Annotated in this window: 15 protein-coding genes, 1 tRNA gene and 1 other RNA gene; 3 read left to right on the plus strand and 14 right to left on the minus strand. The window is 42.5% G+C overall.

The genetic code is table 11. The annotated features are described in order from the left end of the window. Positions 1-416: 416 nt before the first annotated feature. The 3 genes from AC075J_RS17425 to AC075J_RS17435 all read right to left on the minus strand — a co-directional run bounded on the left by AC075J_RS17425 (position 417) and on the right by AC075J_RS17435 (position 3,809). The gene (locus tag AC075J_RS17425; RefSeq protein ID WP_243100034.1) at positions 417-1,115 is read right to left on the minus strand and encodes a CvpA family protein; all 699 of its coding nucleotides are present in this window, start codon (positions 1,113-1,115) and stop codon (positions 417-419) included. A gap of 10 nt (positions 1,116-1,125) precedes the next feature. Next, positions 1,126-2,373, minus strand: a complete 1,248-nt coding sequence (locus tag AC075J_RS17430; RefSeq protein ID WP_008706907.1) for a DUF5711 family protein — start codon at positions 2,371-2,373, stop codon at positions 1,126-1,128. Between the two features lie 80 nt (positions 2,374-2,453). Continuing rightward, positions 2,454-3,809: a LysM peptidoglycan-binding domain-containing protein gene (locus tag AC075J_RS17435; RefSeq protein WP_476390553.1), complete on the minus strand. Its 1,356-nt coding sequence runs from the start codon at positions 3,807-3,809 to the stop codon at positions 2,454-2,456. Positions 3,810-4,086: 277 nt separating this feature from the next. Between AC075J_RS17435 and yyaC the strand changes: the two genes are divergently transcribed. Next, positions 4,087-4,641 (plus strand): spore protease YyaC, encoded by a 555-nt coding sequence (gene yyaC / locus AC075J_RS17440; protein ID WP_008706911.1) that lies wholly within the window; start codon positions 4,087-4,089, stop codon positions 4,639-4,641. Here the strand turns inward: yyaC and AC075J_RS17445 are convergent. From AC075J_RS17445 to AC075J_RS17480, 8 genes are all read right to left on the minus strand, one after another. After that, positions 4,614-5,552, minus strand: a complete 939-nt coding sequence (locus tag AC075J_RS17445) for a transketolase family protein (protein ID WP_008706912.1) — start codon at positions 5,550-5,552, stop codon at positions 4,614-4,616. The genes yyaC and AC075J_RS17445 overlap by 28 nt on opposite strands. Further along, positions 5,540-6,379 carry a transketolase gene (locus AC075J_RS17450; protein ID WP_008706915.1) on the minus strand — a complete coding sequence of 280 codons (840 nt, stop codon included), beginning with the start codon at positions 6,377-6,379 and terminating at the stop codon, positions 5,540-5,542. Before AC075J_RS17450 ends, AC075J_RS17445 begins: the two co-directional genes overlap by 13 nt. Positions 6,380-6,394: 15 nt before the next feature. Then, positions 6,395-7,048 carry a fructose-6-phosphate aldolase gene (fsa, locus tag AC075J_RS17455; RefSeq protein WP_008706917.1) on the minus strand — a complete coding sequence of 218 codons (654 nt, stop codon included), beginning with the start codon at positions 7,046-7,048 and terminating at the stop codon, positions 6,395-6,397. Positions 7,049-7,476: 428 nt separating this feature from the next. Beyond that, complete coding sequence (locus tag AC075J_RS17460) at positions 7,477-8,574, minus strand: LacI family DNA-binding transcriptional regulator (protein WP_118409181.1); 1,098 nt, start codon at positions 8,572-8,574, stop codon at positions 7,477-7,479. 44 nt (positions 8,575-8,618) lie between these two features. After that, on the minus strand, positions 8,619-9,218 hold the full coding sequence (gene recR, locus AC075J_RS17465; protein ID WP_008706922.1) for a recombination mediator RecR: 600 nt from the start codon (positions 9,216-9,218) through the stop codon (positions 8,619-8,621). After that, positions 9,218-9,574 (minus strand): YbaB/EbfC family nucleoid-associated protein, encoded by a 357-nt coding sequence (locus AC075J_RS17470; RefSeq protein WP_008706923.1) that lies wholly within the window; start codon positions 9,572-9,574, stop codon positions 9,218-9,220. The genes recR and AC075J_RS17470 overlap by 1 nt, the downstream gene beginning before the upstream one ends. A gap of 215 nt (positions 9,575-9,789) precedes the next feature. Further along, complete coding sequence (gene dnaX, locus AC075J_RS17475; protein WP_008706925.1) at positions 9,790-11,409, minus strand: DNA polymerase III subunit gamma/tau; 1,620 nt, start codon at positions 11,407-11,409, stop codon at positions 9,790-9,792. A 169-nt stretch (positions 11,410-11,578) separates the two neighbouring features. Beyond that, positions 11,579-12,661 (minus strand): 6-phosphofructokinase, encoded by a 1,083-nt coding sequence (locus tag AC075J_RS17480; protein WP_008706927.1) that lies wholly within the window; start codon positions 12,659-12,661, stop codon positions 11,579-11,581. Positions 12,662-12,928: 267 nt separating this feature from the next. On the opposite strand from AC075J_RS17480, the gene ffs reads away from it, so the two are divergent. After that, positions 12,929-13,190: signal recognition particle sRNA large type (gene ffs / locus AC075J_RS17485), an RNA gene on the plus strand. 162 nt (positions 13,191-13,352) lie between these two features. On the opposite strand, the gene AC075J_RS17490 is transcribed toward ffs, so the two are convergent. The 3 genes from AC075J_RS17490 to AC075J_RS17500 form a co-directional block, all read right to left on the minus strand. Further along, a complete protein-coding gene (locus AC075J_RS17490; RefSeq protein WP_055053376.1) occupies positions 13,353-14,720 on the minus strand; it encodes an MATE family efflux transporter in 1,368 nt (455 codons plus the stop codon). A gap of 114 nt (positions 14,721-14,834) precedes the next feature. After that, positions 14,835-15,353: a tRNA adenosine(34) deaminase TadA gene (gene tadA, locus AC075J_RS17495; protein WP_055199894.1), complete on the minus strand. Its 519-nt coding sequence runs from the start codon at positions 15,351-15,353 to the stop codon at positions 14,835-14,837. Positions 15,354-15,442: 89 nt separating this feature from the next. Then, positions 15,443-15,516: transfer RNA gene (locus AC075J_RS17500), tRNA-Pro, on the minus strand. Positions 15,517-15,648: 132 nt separating this feature from the next. Between AC075J_RS17500 and AC075J_RS17505 the strand changes: the two genes are divergently transcribed. After that, positions 15,649-16,692, plus strand: coding sequence for a DUF6128 domain-containing protein (locus AC075J_RS17505; RefSeq protein ID WP_055199826.1), 1,044 nt, complete (start codon positions 15,649-15,651; stop codon positions 16,690-16,692). The last annotated feature ends 132 nt before the right edge of the window (positions 16,693-16,824 follow it).

Raw genomic sequence — 16,824 nt, forward strand, 5'->3', positions numbered from 1 at the left:
TCGCCTCTCGGCTGGCAGCTCATTTATTATATCACTTGCTTTTTGCTTTGTCAAGAACTTTTTTATTTTATTTTTTAAGTTCTTTTTCATCTGCATCAGCAACTCTGATATAGTATCATGTCTTCAGTTTCCTGTCAACACTTTTTTTATATTTTTTTCAACTTTATTCAACAAATCTCTGTTGTCTGTCAAAAAAAATCCGCCTCACTCAGAAGCGGATTTATCATATCATTATTTTCTTTTTGCGTCAAGTATTATTTTACATTTTTTTACATATTTTTTACGCCATCTCCGATATCGCTATAATATCCTCATTTTTAACGCCCCAATATCAGAGTAAAGATTTAAAAATCGTTCGCATTTGTGCAGGAAGACATTCGGATCCGATACCTACGGTCCACAGATACCAAACCTTTCTAATAGAAGATACTCATAAATATTCTGATCAGGATATCTCTGTCATATATGAAACTCAGGATGCAATCTTTCTTAACGATCTGAAGGGCCGCCTCACCAGCCTTTGTATTGCACACAATGGTGAGAGCCAGAAAGATAATCCATATTACTATAAGGAATTTAACTGCCCCCAGCAACGCTCCTGCTACCTTGTTCATGCCATGCAGCACAGGTAATCTCGTCACAAGATTCAGCATCCATGTGATACTCCTCACCATAATCGTCGACATCAGCAGAGAAATCAGGAAAGAAATTCCATTCACTGCCATTCTCGCCAGATATTGAGCAATATAATCCGAAAATGTAGTTACAGCCAAATACTGGTAACTGTCAGAATTATTATTCTGAACCAGTCCATTCCTCAGCAGTTCCGGGAGATTCATTTCATTTATAAATTCAGTCTGGCTTTCTCCACTGCCTGTCCATGTGCTGTATTCCTCTCCTACAAACTCCCGGCAGCTTTCCTGTACTTTTTCATAAATTGATGTATTTTCCCGAATAAACTCATTTACATAAGGATTTATAAACCACACGATCGCCATCGACAGAAAAACACATACAAGCGAAACCAGTTCTTTTATCAGTCCCCGCCTATAACCTCTGACACATGCAGCCGCCAGAAAAAGTATCGTAATGACTCCGGCCCACGTTAAAGCCATTTTCATCCTCCTAACTAAGTTTTATTATCTCTACACCGCTGTCCAATACCAGAAGATATCTGTTCATTCCGATTTTGAAGAAATCTTTGATCGTTCCATCCACACTGCCAAGATATTTCTGTACTCCCCTGCTGTTCATTACACACATCTGGGAACTGTTGTACATCAGAATATTTCCACCGCTTAATTTAATCGTCGTATATGGAATATTGAAGTTTTCTTTGAATTTCAATTTGCCATCTGTAGTATAAACTTCCATTGTATACTGTTTGTCTTTACTGTCATTCTTAAACACAAGACCAATCATATCATTATCATAAAAAGTACTGACAATTTCTTTATCTACTTTTACTGTTTTTACTTCCTTCGGAATCTGGCTTCCATGATAAATTGTAAATCCATTATCTTTAAGTGCTACAGACCGGTTATTATCAAGATACTGGATCTGCGGAACTACCACGCCTTCATACTTATATCCACTGACAATTCTGTCATCCTCGTTCTGTCCTACATCTCCAAAATTGTAAAATGCCACATAACTGGTCGTATCACTTCCATCTACGAACTGATAGGTTACCATCATGATCACTCCGTCTTCAGATACAGCAATATCAAGGGGATATCCCGGATCATCTATCTTCGTCTGATTTTCAGCAATCAGACTTCCATCTGTACCATAAAAATCAATCCATGTATCATCTCCGCCATCCAGGATTGCCGCAACAAGACCGCTTTTGGATACTTTTGCTTTGACAATACTGTAAGAAGTAGTTACACTGCCTGTTTTTCCGGATTTATCATAAATCTCCAAAGTTGTTCCATCTTTATCCGCAATCACCGCACGAGTTCCATTGACATCTGCCACAGGATTCTGCATCTGATAGGTTTCACTCCATAATGTACTCATCTTATCAGAAACAAGCGAAACTCCGTCCGGACTGTATCGAAGGATATTTCCGTCCATTTCAACATAATTTGTAGAAACAATATCCTCCTGCTCACTTGTCTGGACTACTTTATAAGTATGATAGCTTCTCTTCTCTATGTAAAATCCCACAGCCGTTACAGCAGCAGCTATCGCCACCACTGTAATAACTGTCTTTTTCACTACACTTCTTTTGTGGCGGGACAATCTGCGCTCATAATCATCTGCATATTCCTCTTCAGCTCTCTCCCGGGCTTTCGCTTTTCTGTTTCTCTCTGCCTGAAGCTTTTTCTTTTTATGTTTTTTTATTATTTTCTTAAATGTATTTGCCATTTTAGCCTTTACCTTATTTCTCACTTTCATTTTGTTGATTATCAGGTTTCAGTTTTTGCCATTTATTATAGCACAGTTTTCTAAGGTAATACAATTACTTGTCCCGGATAAATGATTTCGTCCGCTGACATCCCATTCAATTTACAGATTTGGCTTATAGCTTCGATACTTCCGTATCTGTCCATACTTATCTGAAAAAGAGTATCGCCGGGCTGAATCACATATGACTCATGGGCTTTTCCCGCTGCTTCGCTGTTTTCCTTCTGCACAGCTTCCCTGACACGTTTCTGTGCTTTACGTTCATCTGCTTCCTGCTGGTAGATTTGTTCGGTTTTATCTGCTTTTTCTGTCTTTACATCCGGAAGCTGTTCTGTTTTGTCCGATTTTTGTTCTGTATCTGTCTGCTCTGCTGATATTTTTTTCTCTGAAGTATTGTTTTTCTTTTCAGAATTTTCTTTTTCACTGGTGCTTTGATTATTCTCTTCATTATTCTTTTTATTCTTCCCTGCATCATTTTGTATAGTATCTGTCCGGTATTGTTTATGCTGCCTGACAGCTTCATTGTTCGAAGTCCCGACAACAGGAGACGGCGTTATCTCCTCAACGATCACTGAAGAAACCGTCGCGCTCTCCTTTTCGTTCTGTTTTACATTCTGGTAACTTCTGTAAAAATTAACACCCACTGTCAGTACTGCAATTGCCAGACATGCAGTTAATCCATATGAAAAAACAGAAGGAGCTGCCGGCTCCTTCCTGGTTTCCTTTTTATCTGCAATTATTTTGCGAAAATCTTTCACAGCCTGATCTTCATATTTTTCCTGAGGTTCCGACTGAAGTTCTTCATTTTTGTCGATCATATACGTCTGCATACCGGGATTTTTTTCATAATAAAGATAATACCCTCCCAGACGCACCATTTCATTGTTTTCATAACGGAAGAAAGCATCTTCCCTTTCCTGCGGTTCCATAAGCATCAGGACTTTTTCTCCTCCAAAATGTTTCATGTGTACTTTTGACATCACTTCCGATACTTTCAGGAGAAGCTGAGGCTGTGAAAAGAACCATCCCACAATCTCCTGATCTTCGAAGTACTCCTTCTGGGCTTCCTGTATCTGCTTCCATTGATTTTCCGAAAAATCGATATGATCAGGTGCTGCCTCCATCTCCTCCGCTATAATAGCACCTTTGATAAACAGATAAGCTGTCTGAGAACGCCATTTAAGATTTCCTGTAAGAACTGCCACTCTGGTTTTTGCTTCTCCCAGAGAGTCTTCCGTTCTGGCAAGTCTTACCAGAAATGTGTACACATAGTCCTCCATATAAATCCTGTAATCTTCGGCTGCCAGGCCGATCTGGCGTATATTTCTGGGTAATCCAAACGGTTCCTCACCATTTTGCCCTTCCTGAGATTCGTCCTTATAGATTACTTCTATCATCTCTCATCACCCCTTCGGGTATCAGGATAACACAGATAAATTGCAGATTTTATCACATTATAAGAGGAATTTACCAGAATTTGGCGACAGATTTTGCACAGTGCATATTTTTATCCCGGTAAGGATATGATGTTATCAGAAGCCTCTTCGCAGCTTGTTGTTATGAAGCAAAGGGACTATAGCAATTAAAAGATATAATCAATAATGTGCTCTCGAAATCTTTTTGTGCAGGTACAATAGAGACTCTGCGAGTACATAATACGATCAGGGAGGTTTTATGGTATTTTATGTGGACTCACAGAAAAGCAGTTCTGCTGAGGAAATCGCTTTTCTTTTAAATAAATGTATTCTTCAATATCCCGGCAGATGGTCGGAACTGGTTTTTCTGTGTATCGGAAGTGACCGCGTGACAGGAGACTGTCTCGGTCCCTATATCGGACACCAGTTACTTGAACATCTGAATACAGACACTCATGGCGTTTATGTTTACGGTACCCTGAAAAGCCCCGTACATGCTTTAAATCTTTCCAGAATTTCCCGCCAGATCAAAATTCTGCATCCCGAAGGTCTGGTTATTGCAGTGGATGCCTCTCTTGGACAAAAAAAGCACCTGGGGTATGTGACCATCGCAGATGGTGCACTTTACCCAGGTGCTGCAGTTCAGAAAGAACTTCCTCCTGTTGGTGATATCCATATCACAGGGATTGTAAACATTGCAGGTGTACTGGAACAGCTAACCCTTCAGACTACCCGCCTGTCTACGGTAATCTCTCTGGCAGATACCATCACACAGGGAATCGTAAATTATACAAATTCTTTGATCTGTTTGTAGATGCCTTCTGCATCAAGACCATATTTCTCAAGAAGAGCTGTGGCAGGACCGGATTCTCCGAATACATCATTTACACCGATACGTTTTACAGGTACAGGTGCTTTCTCAGACAGGCATTCGCATACTGCTCCGCCAAGTCCACCGATTACTGAATGCTCTTCTACAGTTACAACCTTGCCTGTTTCTTTGGCTGCTGCAACTACAAGTTCTTCATCCAGAGGCTTAATCGTATGGATATTGATTACTTTTGCATCTACGCCGTCTGCCGCAAGCTTCTCTGCAGCTTCAAGAGCAGGAGCTACGCAGAGACCGTTTGCAATGATCGTAAGGTCTTTTCCTTCACGAAGGACAATACCTTTGCCTAATTCAAATTTATAGTCCGGTCTGTCATTGATAACCGGAACTGCCAGACGTCCAAATCTCATATATACAGGACCAACATGCTCATAAGCTGCTTCTACCATAGCTTTTGCTTCAATATCATCAGAAGGGCAGGCAACAACCATTCCCGGAATTACTCTCATAAGAGCAAAATCCTCACAACACTGATGGGTAGCACCATCTTCACCTACAGAAATTCCGCCATGAGTAGCGCCAATTTTTACATTGATCTTCGGATATGCAATAGAGTTACGAACCTGCTCAAAAGCACGTCCTGCTGCAAACATTGCAAATGTGCTGGCAAATGGAACTTTTCCTGTAGTAGCCAGACCTGCGGCAATGCCCATCATATTACACTCGGCAATACCACAGTCAATATGACGCTCCGGAAATTCTTTTTTGAATACGCCAGTCTGAGTAGCTGCAGCAAGGTCAGCGTCCAGAACGACCAGGTTCTCATGTTTCTTACCTAATTCAACCAGCGCAGCACCGTAGCTTGCTCTTGTTGCGATCTTCTTTACTTCTGACATAATGCTTCACCTGCCTTTTCTAACTCTTCCATTGCCTGTGCATACTGCTCGTCATTCGGAGCTTTTCCATGCCATCCAACCTGATTTTCCATAAAGGAAACACCTTTTCCTTTTACAGTTTTCATAATGATAGCTGTAGGCATTCCCTTAGTAGCTTTTGCTTCATCAAAAGCAGCTCTTAACTGATCCATATCATTTCCATCTGCAACGTTAATCACATGGAAGTTAAATGCCTCAAATTTCTTATCAATCGGGTATGGAGAACATACTTCATCAACCTTACCGTCGATCTGAAGTCCATTATTATCCACGATCACTACAAGATTGTCCAGTTTTCTGAAGCCTGCAAACATAGCAGCTTCCCAAACCTGGCCTTCCTGAATTTCGCCGTCACCTAATAAGGTGTATACACGATAGCTTTCATTGCTTAATTTGGCAGAAAGCGCCATACCAACTGCTGCAGAGATTCCCTGTCCCAGAGAACCGCTGGACATATCAACACCCGGGATATGTTTCATATCCGGATGTCCCTGTAAATAGGAACCCAGATGACGAAGAGTCTTCAGATCTTCTTTTGGGAAAAAGCCTCTTTCTGCAAGTGCAGAGTAGTATCCCGGTGCTGTGTGGCCTTTGGAAAGTACAAAACGGTCACGATCAGCCTTCTTAGGATCCTTTGGATCAATATTCATTTCTTCAAAATATAAATAAGTGAATACATCTGCTGCAGACAGAGATCCGCCCGGATGTCCTGCTTTTGCAGAATGTAATGCAGTAACGATGTCTTTACGGACTTCGTTTGCAATTTTCTGAAGTTCTAATTTTTCCATTGTGGTAAATTCTCCTTATTCGCCGAATACTGCTTTATAATCTTTCTGGAATTTCTCAATACCTGCATCTGTCAGAGGATGTTTTGTCATCTGTACGATTACATTGTACGGAACAGTTGCAATGTCAGCACCTGCAAGTGCACAGTCTGTTACATGAATCGGATTTCTTACGCTTGCTGCGATGATTTCTGTCTCGATTCCTGCCACTTCAAAAATCTCAGCGATCTCGCGGATCAGATCAACACCTCTTGTAGAAATGTCATCCAGTCTTCCAAGGAACGGAGATACATAAGTAGCACCTGCTCTTGCAGCCAGAAGTGCCTGGTTAGCAGTGAAGATCAGAGTAACGTTTGTCTTGATTCCTTCTGCATGAAGAACCTTAACTGCTTTCAGACCTTCTACTGTCATAGGAATCTTAACAACCATATTCGGATGAATGGCTGCAATCTCACGTCCCTCTTTGATCATTCCTTCTGCATCTGTTGTAGTAGCTTTTACTTCACCGCTGATCGGTCCGTCTACGATAGATGTGATCTCTTTGATTACTTCCTTGAAATCTCTTCCTTCTTTTGCGATAAGAGACGGATTTGTGGTAACACCACAGATTACACCCATATCATTAGCTGCCTTAATATCTTCTACTTTTGCTGTGTCAATAAAAAATTTCATGTTCTTAACCCTCCTGATTTTTGCTTGTCATAATCGTTCATTGATCTTATGGTTTCATTATAACAGACTTTACATTCAGGTCAAGCGTGGCAAAAGATTATTAATAATTTCATTATTAATAATCGCATGTTTTATTAATTCTTTATTTTTCAGTCAAAGCATATATTCGTTGTTATCAACATGCAATATACAATATGTTTTATAACCATTTCTTTTCGTAACTGTTCGCTGTCTTTGCTGTTGCAGGAAACCTCCGTCAGAAATCATTTCTGATATCGGATTTCAGCCACACATCCTGAAATTTTGGTACGTTTCCAGAAAATGCCTGCCGGATAGATATTCGCAATCTACCTCGCCACACAGCTCTATACCAAATAACTGTTCTGCAGTTTCGATAAATTATTATTAATAATTTTCATTCGACGTATTTAATTATTTTTTTTGGTTCTGATATACCCCGTAGTGCGTCTCGCTATCAGCTTGGGGGTATATTCAATATTATAGAGACTGGCAGGAGCAGAATCTGTAAGAAAACGGTCCTGCTCATCGATTTTGCGCAGTATAATATCACAGGCATCTCTGCCTTTAAGGGCTACGAAATGATCGATCGTAGTAAGAGAGATCTTCCGTATTCCCGAATAAAAGATATTATCGCACCCAATCACCGATACATCCTTGGGTACATGAATCCTTGCTTCATGGAGAGCATCCAGCGCACCAATAGCCATCATATCATTCTGGCCTGCAATAGCTGTAAATTCCCTGCCTTCATCCAGAAGCTCCATAGTAAGCTCATAACCCATCGAATATTCCGAATCCATCCGTGGGATCTGCATATCGATAGCTTCATCCGCAGCCTTAATGATCACATGATCCTTCAGGCCTTCTTTCTCAAACTCTTTCACAAAACCATTTACACGTTTTGTTCTCTGCCATTGTCTCCTTGTCAGGGGCGGAGTGATAAACGCTACATCTCTGTGCCCCAGATCAAGCAGATGTCTTGCCATCATCCTTCCCACAACTGTATTATCCTGATTAATGGCATCTATAGTTGTAGTTTTCTCTTTATTACTGATGATAACCAGTGGGATTGTCTGCGCCAGTTCCTCTACCTGCTGCTGAAAATCCGGATTTGGATTACAGCAGTAGATAATGCCAAGCGGCTCTATTGTACCCATCATGCGCAGATACTTCTCCTCCAGACGGGGATCTCTCTGTGTATTACAGATAAAGACACCATATCCCTGCTTGTTCGCCACTGCTTCAATCCCCTGCAGAAGCAATACATAATACGGGCTTGTAAGCGTAGGGCAAAAAACAACGATCAGCTTCTCTTTCCGGCTTTCTTTTCTGTTCTTTCGTCCGGGAAGATGATAGCCTAATTCTCTGGCTGCCTGCTCTACCTTCTCCACTGTTTCTCTGGAAAAAGAAACATTATATTTCTTATTCAGGACCATGGAAACAGTTGCCTGGGAGACTCCTGCCCTCTTTGCCACGTCAGAAGAAGTTGCTTTCTTTTTAGACAAAGTGATGCCTCCTTTTCCGATGATCTTTTGTCAGAACAGTAACCTTAAAGCTCCACACGCCCCTCAAGAGCACGTAAAAGAGTCACTTCGTCAATATATTCCAGATCTCCTCCTACCGGAACTCCGCTTGCGATCCTGCTGACTTTGATCCCGGTAGGTTTGATCAACTTACTGATATACATTGCCGTTGTTTCCCCCTCCAGACTGGAATTGGTAGCAATAATCACTTCCTTTACCTCATCCTTTGCCAGACGCTGCATGAGTTCTTTCAGTTTGATATCATCCGGCCCGATTCCAAGCATTGGAGAGATTGCACCATGAAGAACATGATAAACGCCATCAAACTTGCCTGTTTTTTCATAAGCTGCAAGATCTCTTGTATTCTCTACCACCATGATCACTGAATGATCACGCTTATCATTGCTGCAGATTGGACAGATCTCTCTGTCTGTCAGAGTACAGCAGCACTTGCAATACTGTACATTCTCTCTGGCACCGGTAATGGAAGAGGTAAGCTGCTCTACCTGATCCTTTGGCATATTCATGATGTGAAATGCCAGTCTCTGTGCTGATTTCGCACCAATTCCCGGAAGATGGGAAAGCTGCTCGATCAGCTTATTGATATGACTGCTGTAGTATTCCATCAGAATGGAAGACCTCCGCCAAGTCCGCCCAGACCACCTGTCAGTTTAGACATAACAGCTGTAGATTCTTCTTCCACTTTGCGAAGTGCTTCGTTTGTAGCTGCAACGATGAGATCTTCCAGCATTTCGATGTCATCCGGATCTACAACTTCCTCCTGAAGCTTTACTTTTGTCACCTCTCTCTTACCGGAGATAGTTACCTCTACAGCTCCGCCTCCTGCAGTAGCCGTAAATTCTTTCTCTTCCAGAGCTTTCTGGTTCTCTTCCATCTGGCGCTGCATTTTCTGCGCCTGTTTCATAAGATTATTCATATTTCCCGGCATACCCATTCCCGGGAATCCTCCACGTTTTGCCATTTGTGATGTCCTCCTTGCTATTTATTGCCTTGTTATTTACTGCCTTTTCCTGTCTGGAGAATATTTAGTTACTGTTCACTCCGTTCACAGTAACGTAGCCAAAATTCATTCCAGATTGCCTGCGGCAATGGAATTTTGGCTTGTATGTCTCGGGATTTTGGCATATTCATGCCAAAACACCTCGCGGGATAGTGATGTGTGAACAGTAACAATATTTATTCTCCTTTTTCCTCATCAGGATCTTCCTCTATCACAACATCCATGTGGATATTATTCTTTATCGCCTGGTCCACTGTGATATTTGCCAGATTTGTATGCTGATGCTTATCTGCCACCAGCATCTGGATCTCTACTGTTTTTCCTGTCTGGGCAGTGATGATGTCCTGAAGCTCTTTCTTCGCTTCCGGATTGTCCACATAGGACTGCCCAAGGAAATCCTGAAATTCCACATAAAGGACAGGTTCTCCTGTCTCACTGTTATACTTCGGAACAGATTTCTGAAGCATCTGTTTGAACATCCCTGTTGTCTGTCCTGTGATCACTCTCCAGCCTGCCACGATCTTCTGCAAATCTTCCGGTGCAGCTTTCGCCGGTGCTTTGTTTCCCGCCGGTTCCTGAACTGCTCCGGTTTCTGCCGGCATTTTCCCTGAACCCTGCTGCACGATCACCTGCTGTACCGGACGTTCATCCATCCGCTGTTCCAGCACACGCAGTCTGTCCAGAACAGAATCCAGATTAGTCTCCATTGCAGGACGGCACAACTTGATCAGTGCAATCTCCACGAGAACCCTTTTCTGGGTTGCATATCGGATCTGGTTGGACAAATCCGAAAAAATACGGATATACCGCATCAGCGTCTCCACATCCAGCATGGTGCTCTCTTCTTTCAGAAGCTTCATGTTGTCGGATGAGACATCGATCGCTTCCTCCGGATTCTCAGAAGTCTTAACGAGAAGAAGATTTCTCATATACCAGGTAAAATCTCCCACAAACTGGCTCAGTTCCCTGCCTCCTACGATCAGTTCCTCCAGGATATGAATGGAACCTGTCACATCTCCCCGGATCACTTTTCGCAAAAGCTTGCTAAACACTTCGGTGTCAACGGCTCCCAGAACCTCCAGAACTTTATCATAGGTAAGTTCCTGTCCAAGATAAAAAGCAATACACTGGTCGAGAAGGCTGAGCGCATCTCGCATGGAACCATCTCCCGCTTTCGCTACATATCGGACTGCTTTTTCCTCAGCTTCTACGCCTTCAACTTTGAGCAGTTCATCCAGTCTGGCCGCGATAGTGTCTATGGTGATCCTGTGGAAATCATATCTCTGGCATCTGGATAAAATCGTAATCGGAATCTTGTGCGCCTCTGTAGTTGCCAGGATAAACATAACATAAGACGGTGGTTCCTCCAGTGTTTTCAGCAGGGCATTGAAGGCACCTGTGGAAAGCATATGAACCTCATCAATAATATATACTTTATATTTACCTTCTGTAGGGCGGTAAGAAACCTCTTCTCTGATCTCACGTATATTATCCACACCATTGTTGGATGCAGCATCGATCTCGATCACATTCATTGCAGTTCCTGCCTGGATTGCCTTGCACATGGCACATTCATTACAGGGGCTGCCATTTACGGGATGCTCACAGTTGACTGCCTTCGCCAGAATTTTGGCTACTGTTGTTTTACCGGTTCCTCTGGTGCCGCAGAACAGATACGCATGGCCGATACGGTTATGCTTAATCTGATTTGTCAGAGTAGTCACTATGTGATCCTGACCTTTGACATCCGCGAAATTATCCGGTCTGAACTTTCTGTAAAGAGCAGTGTAACTCATGAGTAAACTCCTATCGTAACTATTCAGCACACCCACTGTCAGCAGCGCGCCAAATAGTTATCTCTATCTTATTATCACAGCCGCCGCGGAAAAAATTCCCGCGGCGGTCTTTTTTACATCCATATCTTATATGAAAAAGTATCTGTCAGTCAAGTACTGTTTCACTTAATCAGTCACCAAAGCTGATACCGATCTGTTTGGCAGCAACTACAAGCTGATCTTTCGGTGATACCATCTTAAGCTTACCTGCACACTCTTCAAGAGGTACACGTTTAATTTTGCCGTTTACCACGCCGATCATGATGCCATATTCACCATCCATGATCGCCTGCGCTGCACCTGCACCGATTCTTGTGGAAAGAACGCGGTCATACGGACATGGTTCTCCGCCTCTCTGTGTATGTCCCGGAACTGTAACGCGGACTTCGCTTCCGATCTCTTTGTAGATCTGGTCAGCAATCTCATAGGAAACGGACGGATATTTCTTTGCTCGGGCTTCCAGTTTCTCTTTGTATTTCTTTTTAGGAAGTTCTGCGTCTTCTTTGGAAATCGCACCTTCTGCAACTGCAAGGATTGTGAAACGCTTGCCTGCTTTGGCGCGTTTCTGGATTGCTGCAGTAACTTTTTTGATATCATATGGGATCTCAGGAATCAGGATGATATCCGCACCGCCTGCAACACCTGCATGAAGTGTCAGACTTCCTACCTTGTGTCCCATGATCTCTACGATAAATACACGTCCATGTGAGGATGCTGTCGTATGGATACAGTCAATGGCATTTGTGGCAATGTTTACCGCACTCTGGAAACCAAAGGTCATGTCTGTACCATAGATGTCATTATCAATAGTCTTTGGAAGATGGATAATGTTCAGTCCTTCTTCTCTCAGAAGGTTTGCTGTCTTCTGTGTACCATTTCCGCCAAGGATCACAAGGCAGTCCAGGCAGAGTTTATAATAAGTCTGCTTCATTGCTTCAACCTTGTCCAGGCCATTCTCATCCGGGACACGCATCAGTTTGAATGGCTGTCTGGATGTTCCGAGGATTGTGCCGCCCTGTGTAAGGATTCCGGAAAAATCTTTGGATGTGAGCATACGGTATTTACCATAGATCAGTCCTTTATATCCATCATCAAATCCATAAACTTCCAGTTCGTCCAAATTGTTGCTCAGTCCCTTTACTACTCCTCGCATGGTAGCGTTAAGTGCCTGACAATCACCGCCGCTGGTAAGCATACCTATTCTTTTAATCATGATAGTATCCTCCATTTCTGTGTTTTAAGAATTATCCATATCCATACATACAAGACATGTTGTGTACTCTGGCATATCCATTTCCAGAATAAAGATAGTTTATTTCTGTTTATTATATAATATTTATCGTTTTCATACAATAGTGTTAGAAAAGTTTTAGTTACTATTCTCGCACTACGTTCGTTACTGTTCACTCCGTTCCCAGTAACAAGTTTTACTATAATGATTCGCTATTGACAAAACAGCCTCCTGCCTATATAATCAGAAATGCGCAGCCGGGGAGATAGCGGTGCCCTGTACCTGCAATCCGCTACAGCAGGGGTGATGCCAATCCGAGGCTTGTCTCCTGTGGAGCTGCCCTCTATAAGTGGCGTTGACGTTTGGGTCTTACGCAACAGGAATCTGTGAACCGTGTCAGGACAGGAATGTAGCAGCACTAAGCAGAAGCTCTTGTGTGCCGTAAGGGTGCCTGGGCTGAGTTAACTGTAGAGGTAACGTCTGTGGGACCATTCCGAAGTGCGGCGCGCAAAAAAAGAATATTCATGATGCAGCTCATCATATAAAAAAGCATTCAGAATTTTATCTGTTGATAATTTTCTGAATGCTTTTCTTATTTTTGTGGTTTACAAAAGTCCATATATTAACAGAAGCAGGAAAGAGCCTTATACAATTTCCATCAGATAAAGAATAATTAATCCTCTACTGCCTGTACCTGACTTTTGTTCTTATATTTCTTCATCACATGAAAATAATAAGGAATCAGTGGGATCAGTGCGGCGATCCATGCGGTCGGGTCAGCCATACAGACACCGGCAAAGGAAGTATGTCCCGCAATCAATACGACAATTCCGGTTCTCGCCACCAGTTCAAATACTCCGCCAAGCATTGGTACAAGTCCATATCCCATTCCCTGCAGAGTATTTCGATAGAGGAAAATACTTCCGAGAAACGGATATGCCCAGAATACTGTCCGGAAATAAGTAACAGACACATTTACTACGTCCTGTTCCGATGGATCTACGAAAAGATATGTCAGATATTTTCCGAAGAAAAACATCAGGAACATAACAAAAACGCTCCATCCCAGGACCATCATCTGCGTGTAACGGACTCCCTGTTTCACACGATCCATTTTTCCTGCGCCCCTGTTCTGACCTACATAGGTTGCTATGGTTGCACCGAAGGCTGTAAATACTGTGGCAAAAATATTCTGGATCTTACCGGCAGCAGAGAATCCGGCCATATGTACAGGTCCGTAAATATTGACCGCGCTCTGTACAATAATGGTTCCGATTGCTGTAATCGAAAACTGCAGTCCCATAGGAATTCCAAGCTTCAGAAGTCTGCCGAAACTGCCCCAGCATATCTCAAAATCCTTCCGTTCCAGATGAAGGATCGGAAATCTTTTTACAATATAAATCAGGCAGCACACTGCCGAAATTCCCTGTGCGATCACTGTGGCATATCCGCATCCTTCTACACCCATTCCAAAGACTACAATAAAAACTACATCCAAAATAACATTGATCACAGCCGAAATGATCAGGAAATACAATGGCGACTTGGAGTCACCCAGCGCACGCAGGAAAGCCGCAAGTGCATTATATGCACCTGTGATAATAAGACCTGCATAAATAATTCCCATATATGCAGTTACATCACCAAATACCTCTTCCGGCGAATTCATCAGATGCAGGATTGGTTTGTTCGCAAGACTGAATCCTATGGTCATGACAATGGAAAATGCAGCCATAAGGTAAATGGACATGGCAACATAATGGCGCATCCTGTCAAATTTTTTCGCTCCGAACATCTGGGCTACGATAATCGCAAATCCACTGCTGAGTCCATTCAGCCAGCCGGTCACAAAAAACATCAGTGAACCGGTGCTTCCGATAGCTGCAAGGGCATTTACTCCGATAAATTTTCCGGCAACAATGGAATCTGCAATATTATAAAACTGCTGAAAAAGATTTCCCAGGCACATTGGGATCATAAATTTTATTATCAGACTCACCGGACTGCCGACGGTCATGTCGTTTGTTGTGTCTTTTTTCATTCTTTTTATTCGCCTCTTTTTATTTCTGCCTGTAACATTAATCCTGTTACTTCTATTACTTTTATTACTCTTATTGCCTTTAAGATTCTTCCTGTTTTTTTCTGTCTTTTACTTTTATTGTTCCGGTTCTCCCTCCGGATTTTCCTGTGCAGCTTTAAGGGCTGCCTTTTCCTGCTTCTTTTTCTCACGAAGCTTTCTGAAAAACTCAGACAACATAGAAGAACATTCTTCTTCCAGAACTCCCTGCATAATCTTTACCTGATGATTAAATCCATCCACCTGCAAAAGATTCATCACAGAACCTGCGCAGCCCGCTTTGGCATTCATACAACCAATCACTACTTCATCTATTCTGGACTGGACAAGTGCCCCGGAACACATCTGACATGGTTCCAGCGTCACATACATAGTGCATCCCTCCAGTCTCCAGTCACCAAGTTTTTTACTGGCTTTGCGGATTGCATTCAGTTCTGCATGGGAAAGTGTGTTTTTATCTGTGTTTCTTCTGTTATATCCACGTGCGATGATCTTACCCTCATGCACGATCACACAGCCAATTGGCACTTCTTCCAGAGCTTCTGCCTTCTTCGCCTGACGGATAGCTTCTTTCATAAAACGTTCCTGATCTGTCAACTTTTCTTTTCCTTTCTGCTGTTGCATCACTACCAGAATAGCAAAAAGAAAGCCTGAAAACCAATTGGTTTCAGACTTCCTATGCGTAGTCGAAGCGACGGGATTCGAACCCACGACCTCTGCGTCCCGAACGCAGCGCTCTACCAAACTGAGCCACGCTTCGTCAATGCAAGTGCTATTATATTAATAAAATCGCAGTTTGTCAATAGATTTTTTCAAATTTTTTTAATTTTTTCGAATATTTTCTTCTGATGGTCATATACATTATTGAATCTGGTTTTACGGAGGAAGGATTTTGGCTGGATATCGGCGTTTTATCGCATATGTATATGACTATGAAAGCGGAAAGAAAGGCAGCAATTGCGGATTTATTAAAGTTGAAGTAAAAGATCAGCAATGTTCTGTTGAGATTCATCTGCATTGTCCGGGGCTGCCTGAAAATGTAAAATGCAATATTTATGGATTTACACGAAAGGATGGCCTGATCAACGGAATTCTTCTGGATACCTGCGAGACAGAAAAAGAAACTGTAGAATGCCTGATCATAACAGATGCAACAGATATGAATGACTCCGGCGTTGCAATGGGTAAGTTGGGCGGAATGATCATTACTTCAGATACCGGCGGATTCTTTGGTACTGAATGGGACGATCAGCCTATACGTCCGGAGAATTTCCATGAAATAAAAGCTATGCCTGACGCAGATATTCCTGAATCTGCGAAAATCACTTCACAGAAACCCGAAGTTCCGGCAGATATGGTATTACAGGAAATGCCCGAAGAACTTGAAGATATTTCAGAAAAGCCCGAAGATACCTCGCTTACAAAAGTTCCTGACGATTCTTTATCAATTGAACCGTCTGCCAACATTCCGGCTCAGGGAACATCTGATAACAAGCCAGGAACAGAGTCATCCTATATCTCAGATAATACTGTTGAAGATTCCAATAGTTCTGAAAATGCTGGCAATCCTGTCCCGGAAAGAAATGCAGAAAACAGAAAAACCTCTGCCGAATTTTCCCCCTTCTCCGATGGCGAACTGATTTCTGCATGGAAGATACACCTTGATGACCTGAAGCATTTTCCGCGGCATTACTGTGCACTGCGCAATAACCGTTTTCTCCAGTATGGGCATTATAATTTCGGATATTTGCTTTTAGGACAAAGAAATAACGGACAGTATATCCTCGGCGTTCCCGGCGTTTATAATCAGCAGGAACGCTTTATGGCAAATATGTTTGGCTTTCCTTACTTCAAAGAAAGCAGCTATATAGAGATTCCAAAAATGCGCGGCGGTTACTGGTATCGTTTAATCGATGCCCCGGATTCCCACAGATAAAATCGTCTTTTGAAGAATCTTCTGAAAATTCTGAAGTTCTTCAAAAGTATAGCTTCCATATCCAGGCCTGAGGACTCCATCTGAGTCCTTATAAGCCTGCAGATAATATTCTTTCGCTCCTGCCAGCCACCC

This window comes from Blautia sp. ZXY-1-C6, from assembly GCF_056339875.1.

Bases quoted from the DNA above. Each gene is read 5' to 3' on its own strand.
- AC075J_RS17425 (WP_243100034.1), bottom strand. From the start codon at position 1,115: ATGGCTTTAACGTGGGCCGGAGTCATTACGATACTTTTTCTGGCGGCT.
- AC075J_RS17430 (WP_008706907.1), bottom strand. From the start codon at position 2,373: ATGGCAAATACATTTAAGAAAATAATAAAAAAACATAAAAAGAAAAAG.
- AC075J_RS17435 (WP_476390553.1), bottom strand. From the start codon at position 3,809: ATGATAGAAGTAATCTATAAGGACGAATCTCAGGAAGGGCAAAATGGT.
- yyaC (WP_008706911.1), top strand. From the start codon at position 4,087: ATGGTATTTTATGTGGACTCACAGAAAAGCAGTTCTGCTGAGGAAATC.
- AC075J_RS17445 (WP_008706912.1), bottom strand. From the start codon at position 5,552: ATGTCAGAAGTAAAGAAGATCGCAACAAGAGCAAGCTACGGTGCTGCG.
- AC075J_RS17450 (WP_008706915.1), bottom strand. From the start codon at position 6,379: ATGGAAAAATTAGAACTTCAGAAAATTGCAAACGAAGTCCGTAAAGAC.
- fsa (WP_008706917.1), bottom strand. From the start codon at position 7,048: ATGAAATTTTTTATTGACACAGCAAAAGTAGAAGATATTAAGGCAGCT.
- recR (WP_008706922.1), bottom strand. From the start codon at position 9,218: ATGGAATACTACAGCAGTCATATCAATAAGCTGATCGAGCAGCTTTCC.
- AC075J_RS17470 (WP_008706923.1), bottom strand. From the start codon at position 9,574: ATGGCAAAACGTGGAGGATTCCCGGGAATGGGTATGCCGGGAAATATG.
- dnaX (WP_008706925.1), bottom strand. From the start codon at position 11,409: ATGAGTTACACTGCTCTTTACAGAAAGTTCAGACCGGATAATTTCGCG.
- AC075J_RS17480 (WP_008706927.1), bottom strand. From the start codon at position 12,661: ATGATTAAAAGAATAGGTATGCTTACCAGCGGCGGTGATTGTCAGGCA.
- AC075J_RS17490 (WP_055053376.1), bottom strand. From the start codon at position 14,720: ATGAAAAAAGACACAACAAACGACATGACCGTCGGCAGTCCGGTGAGT.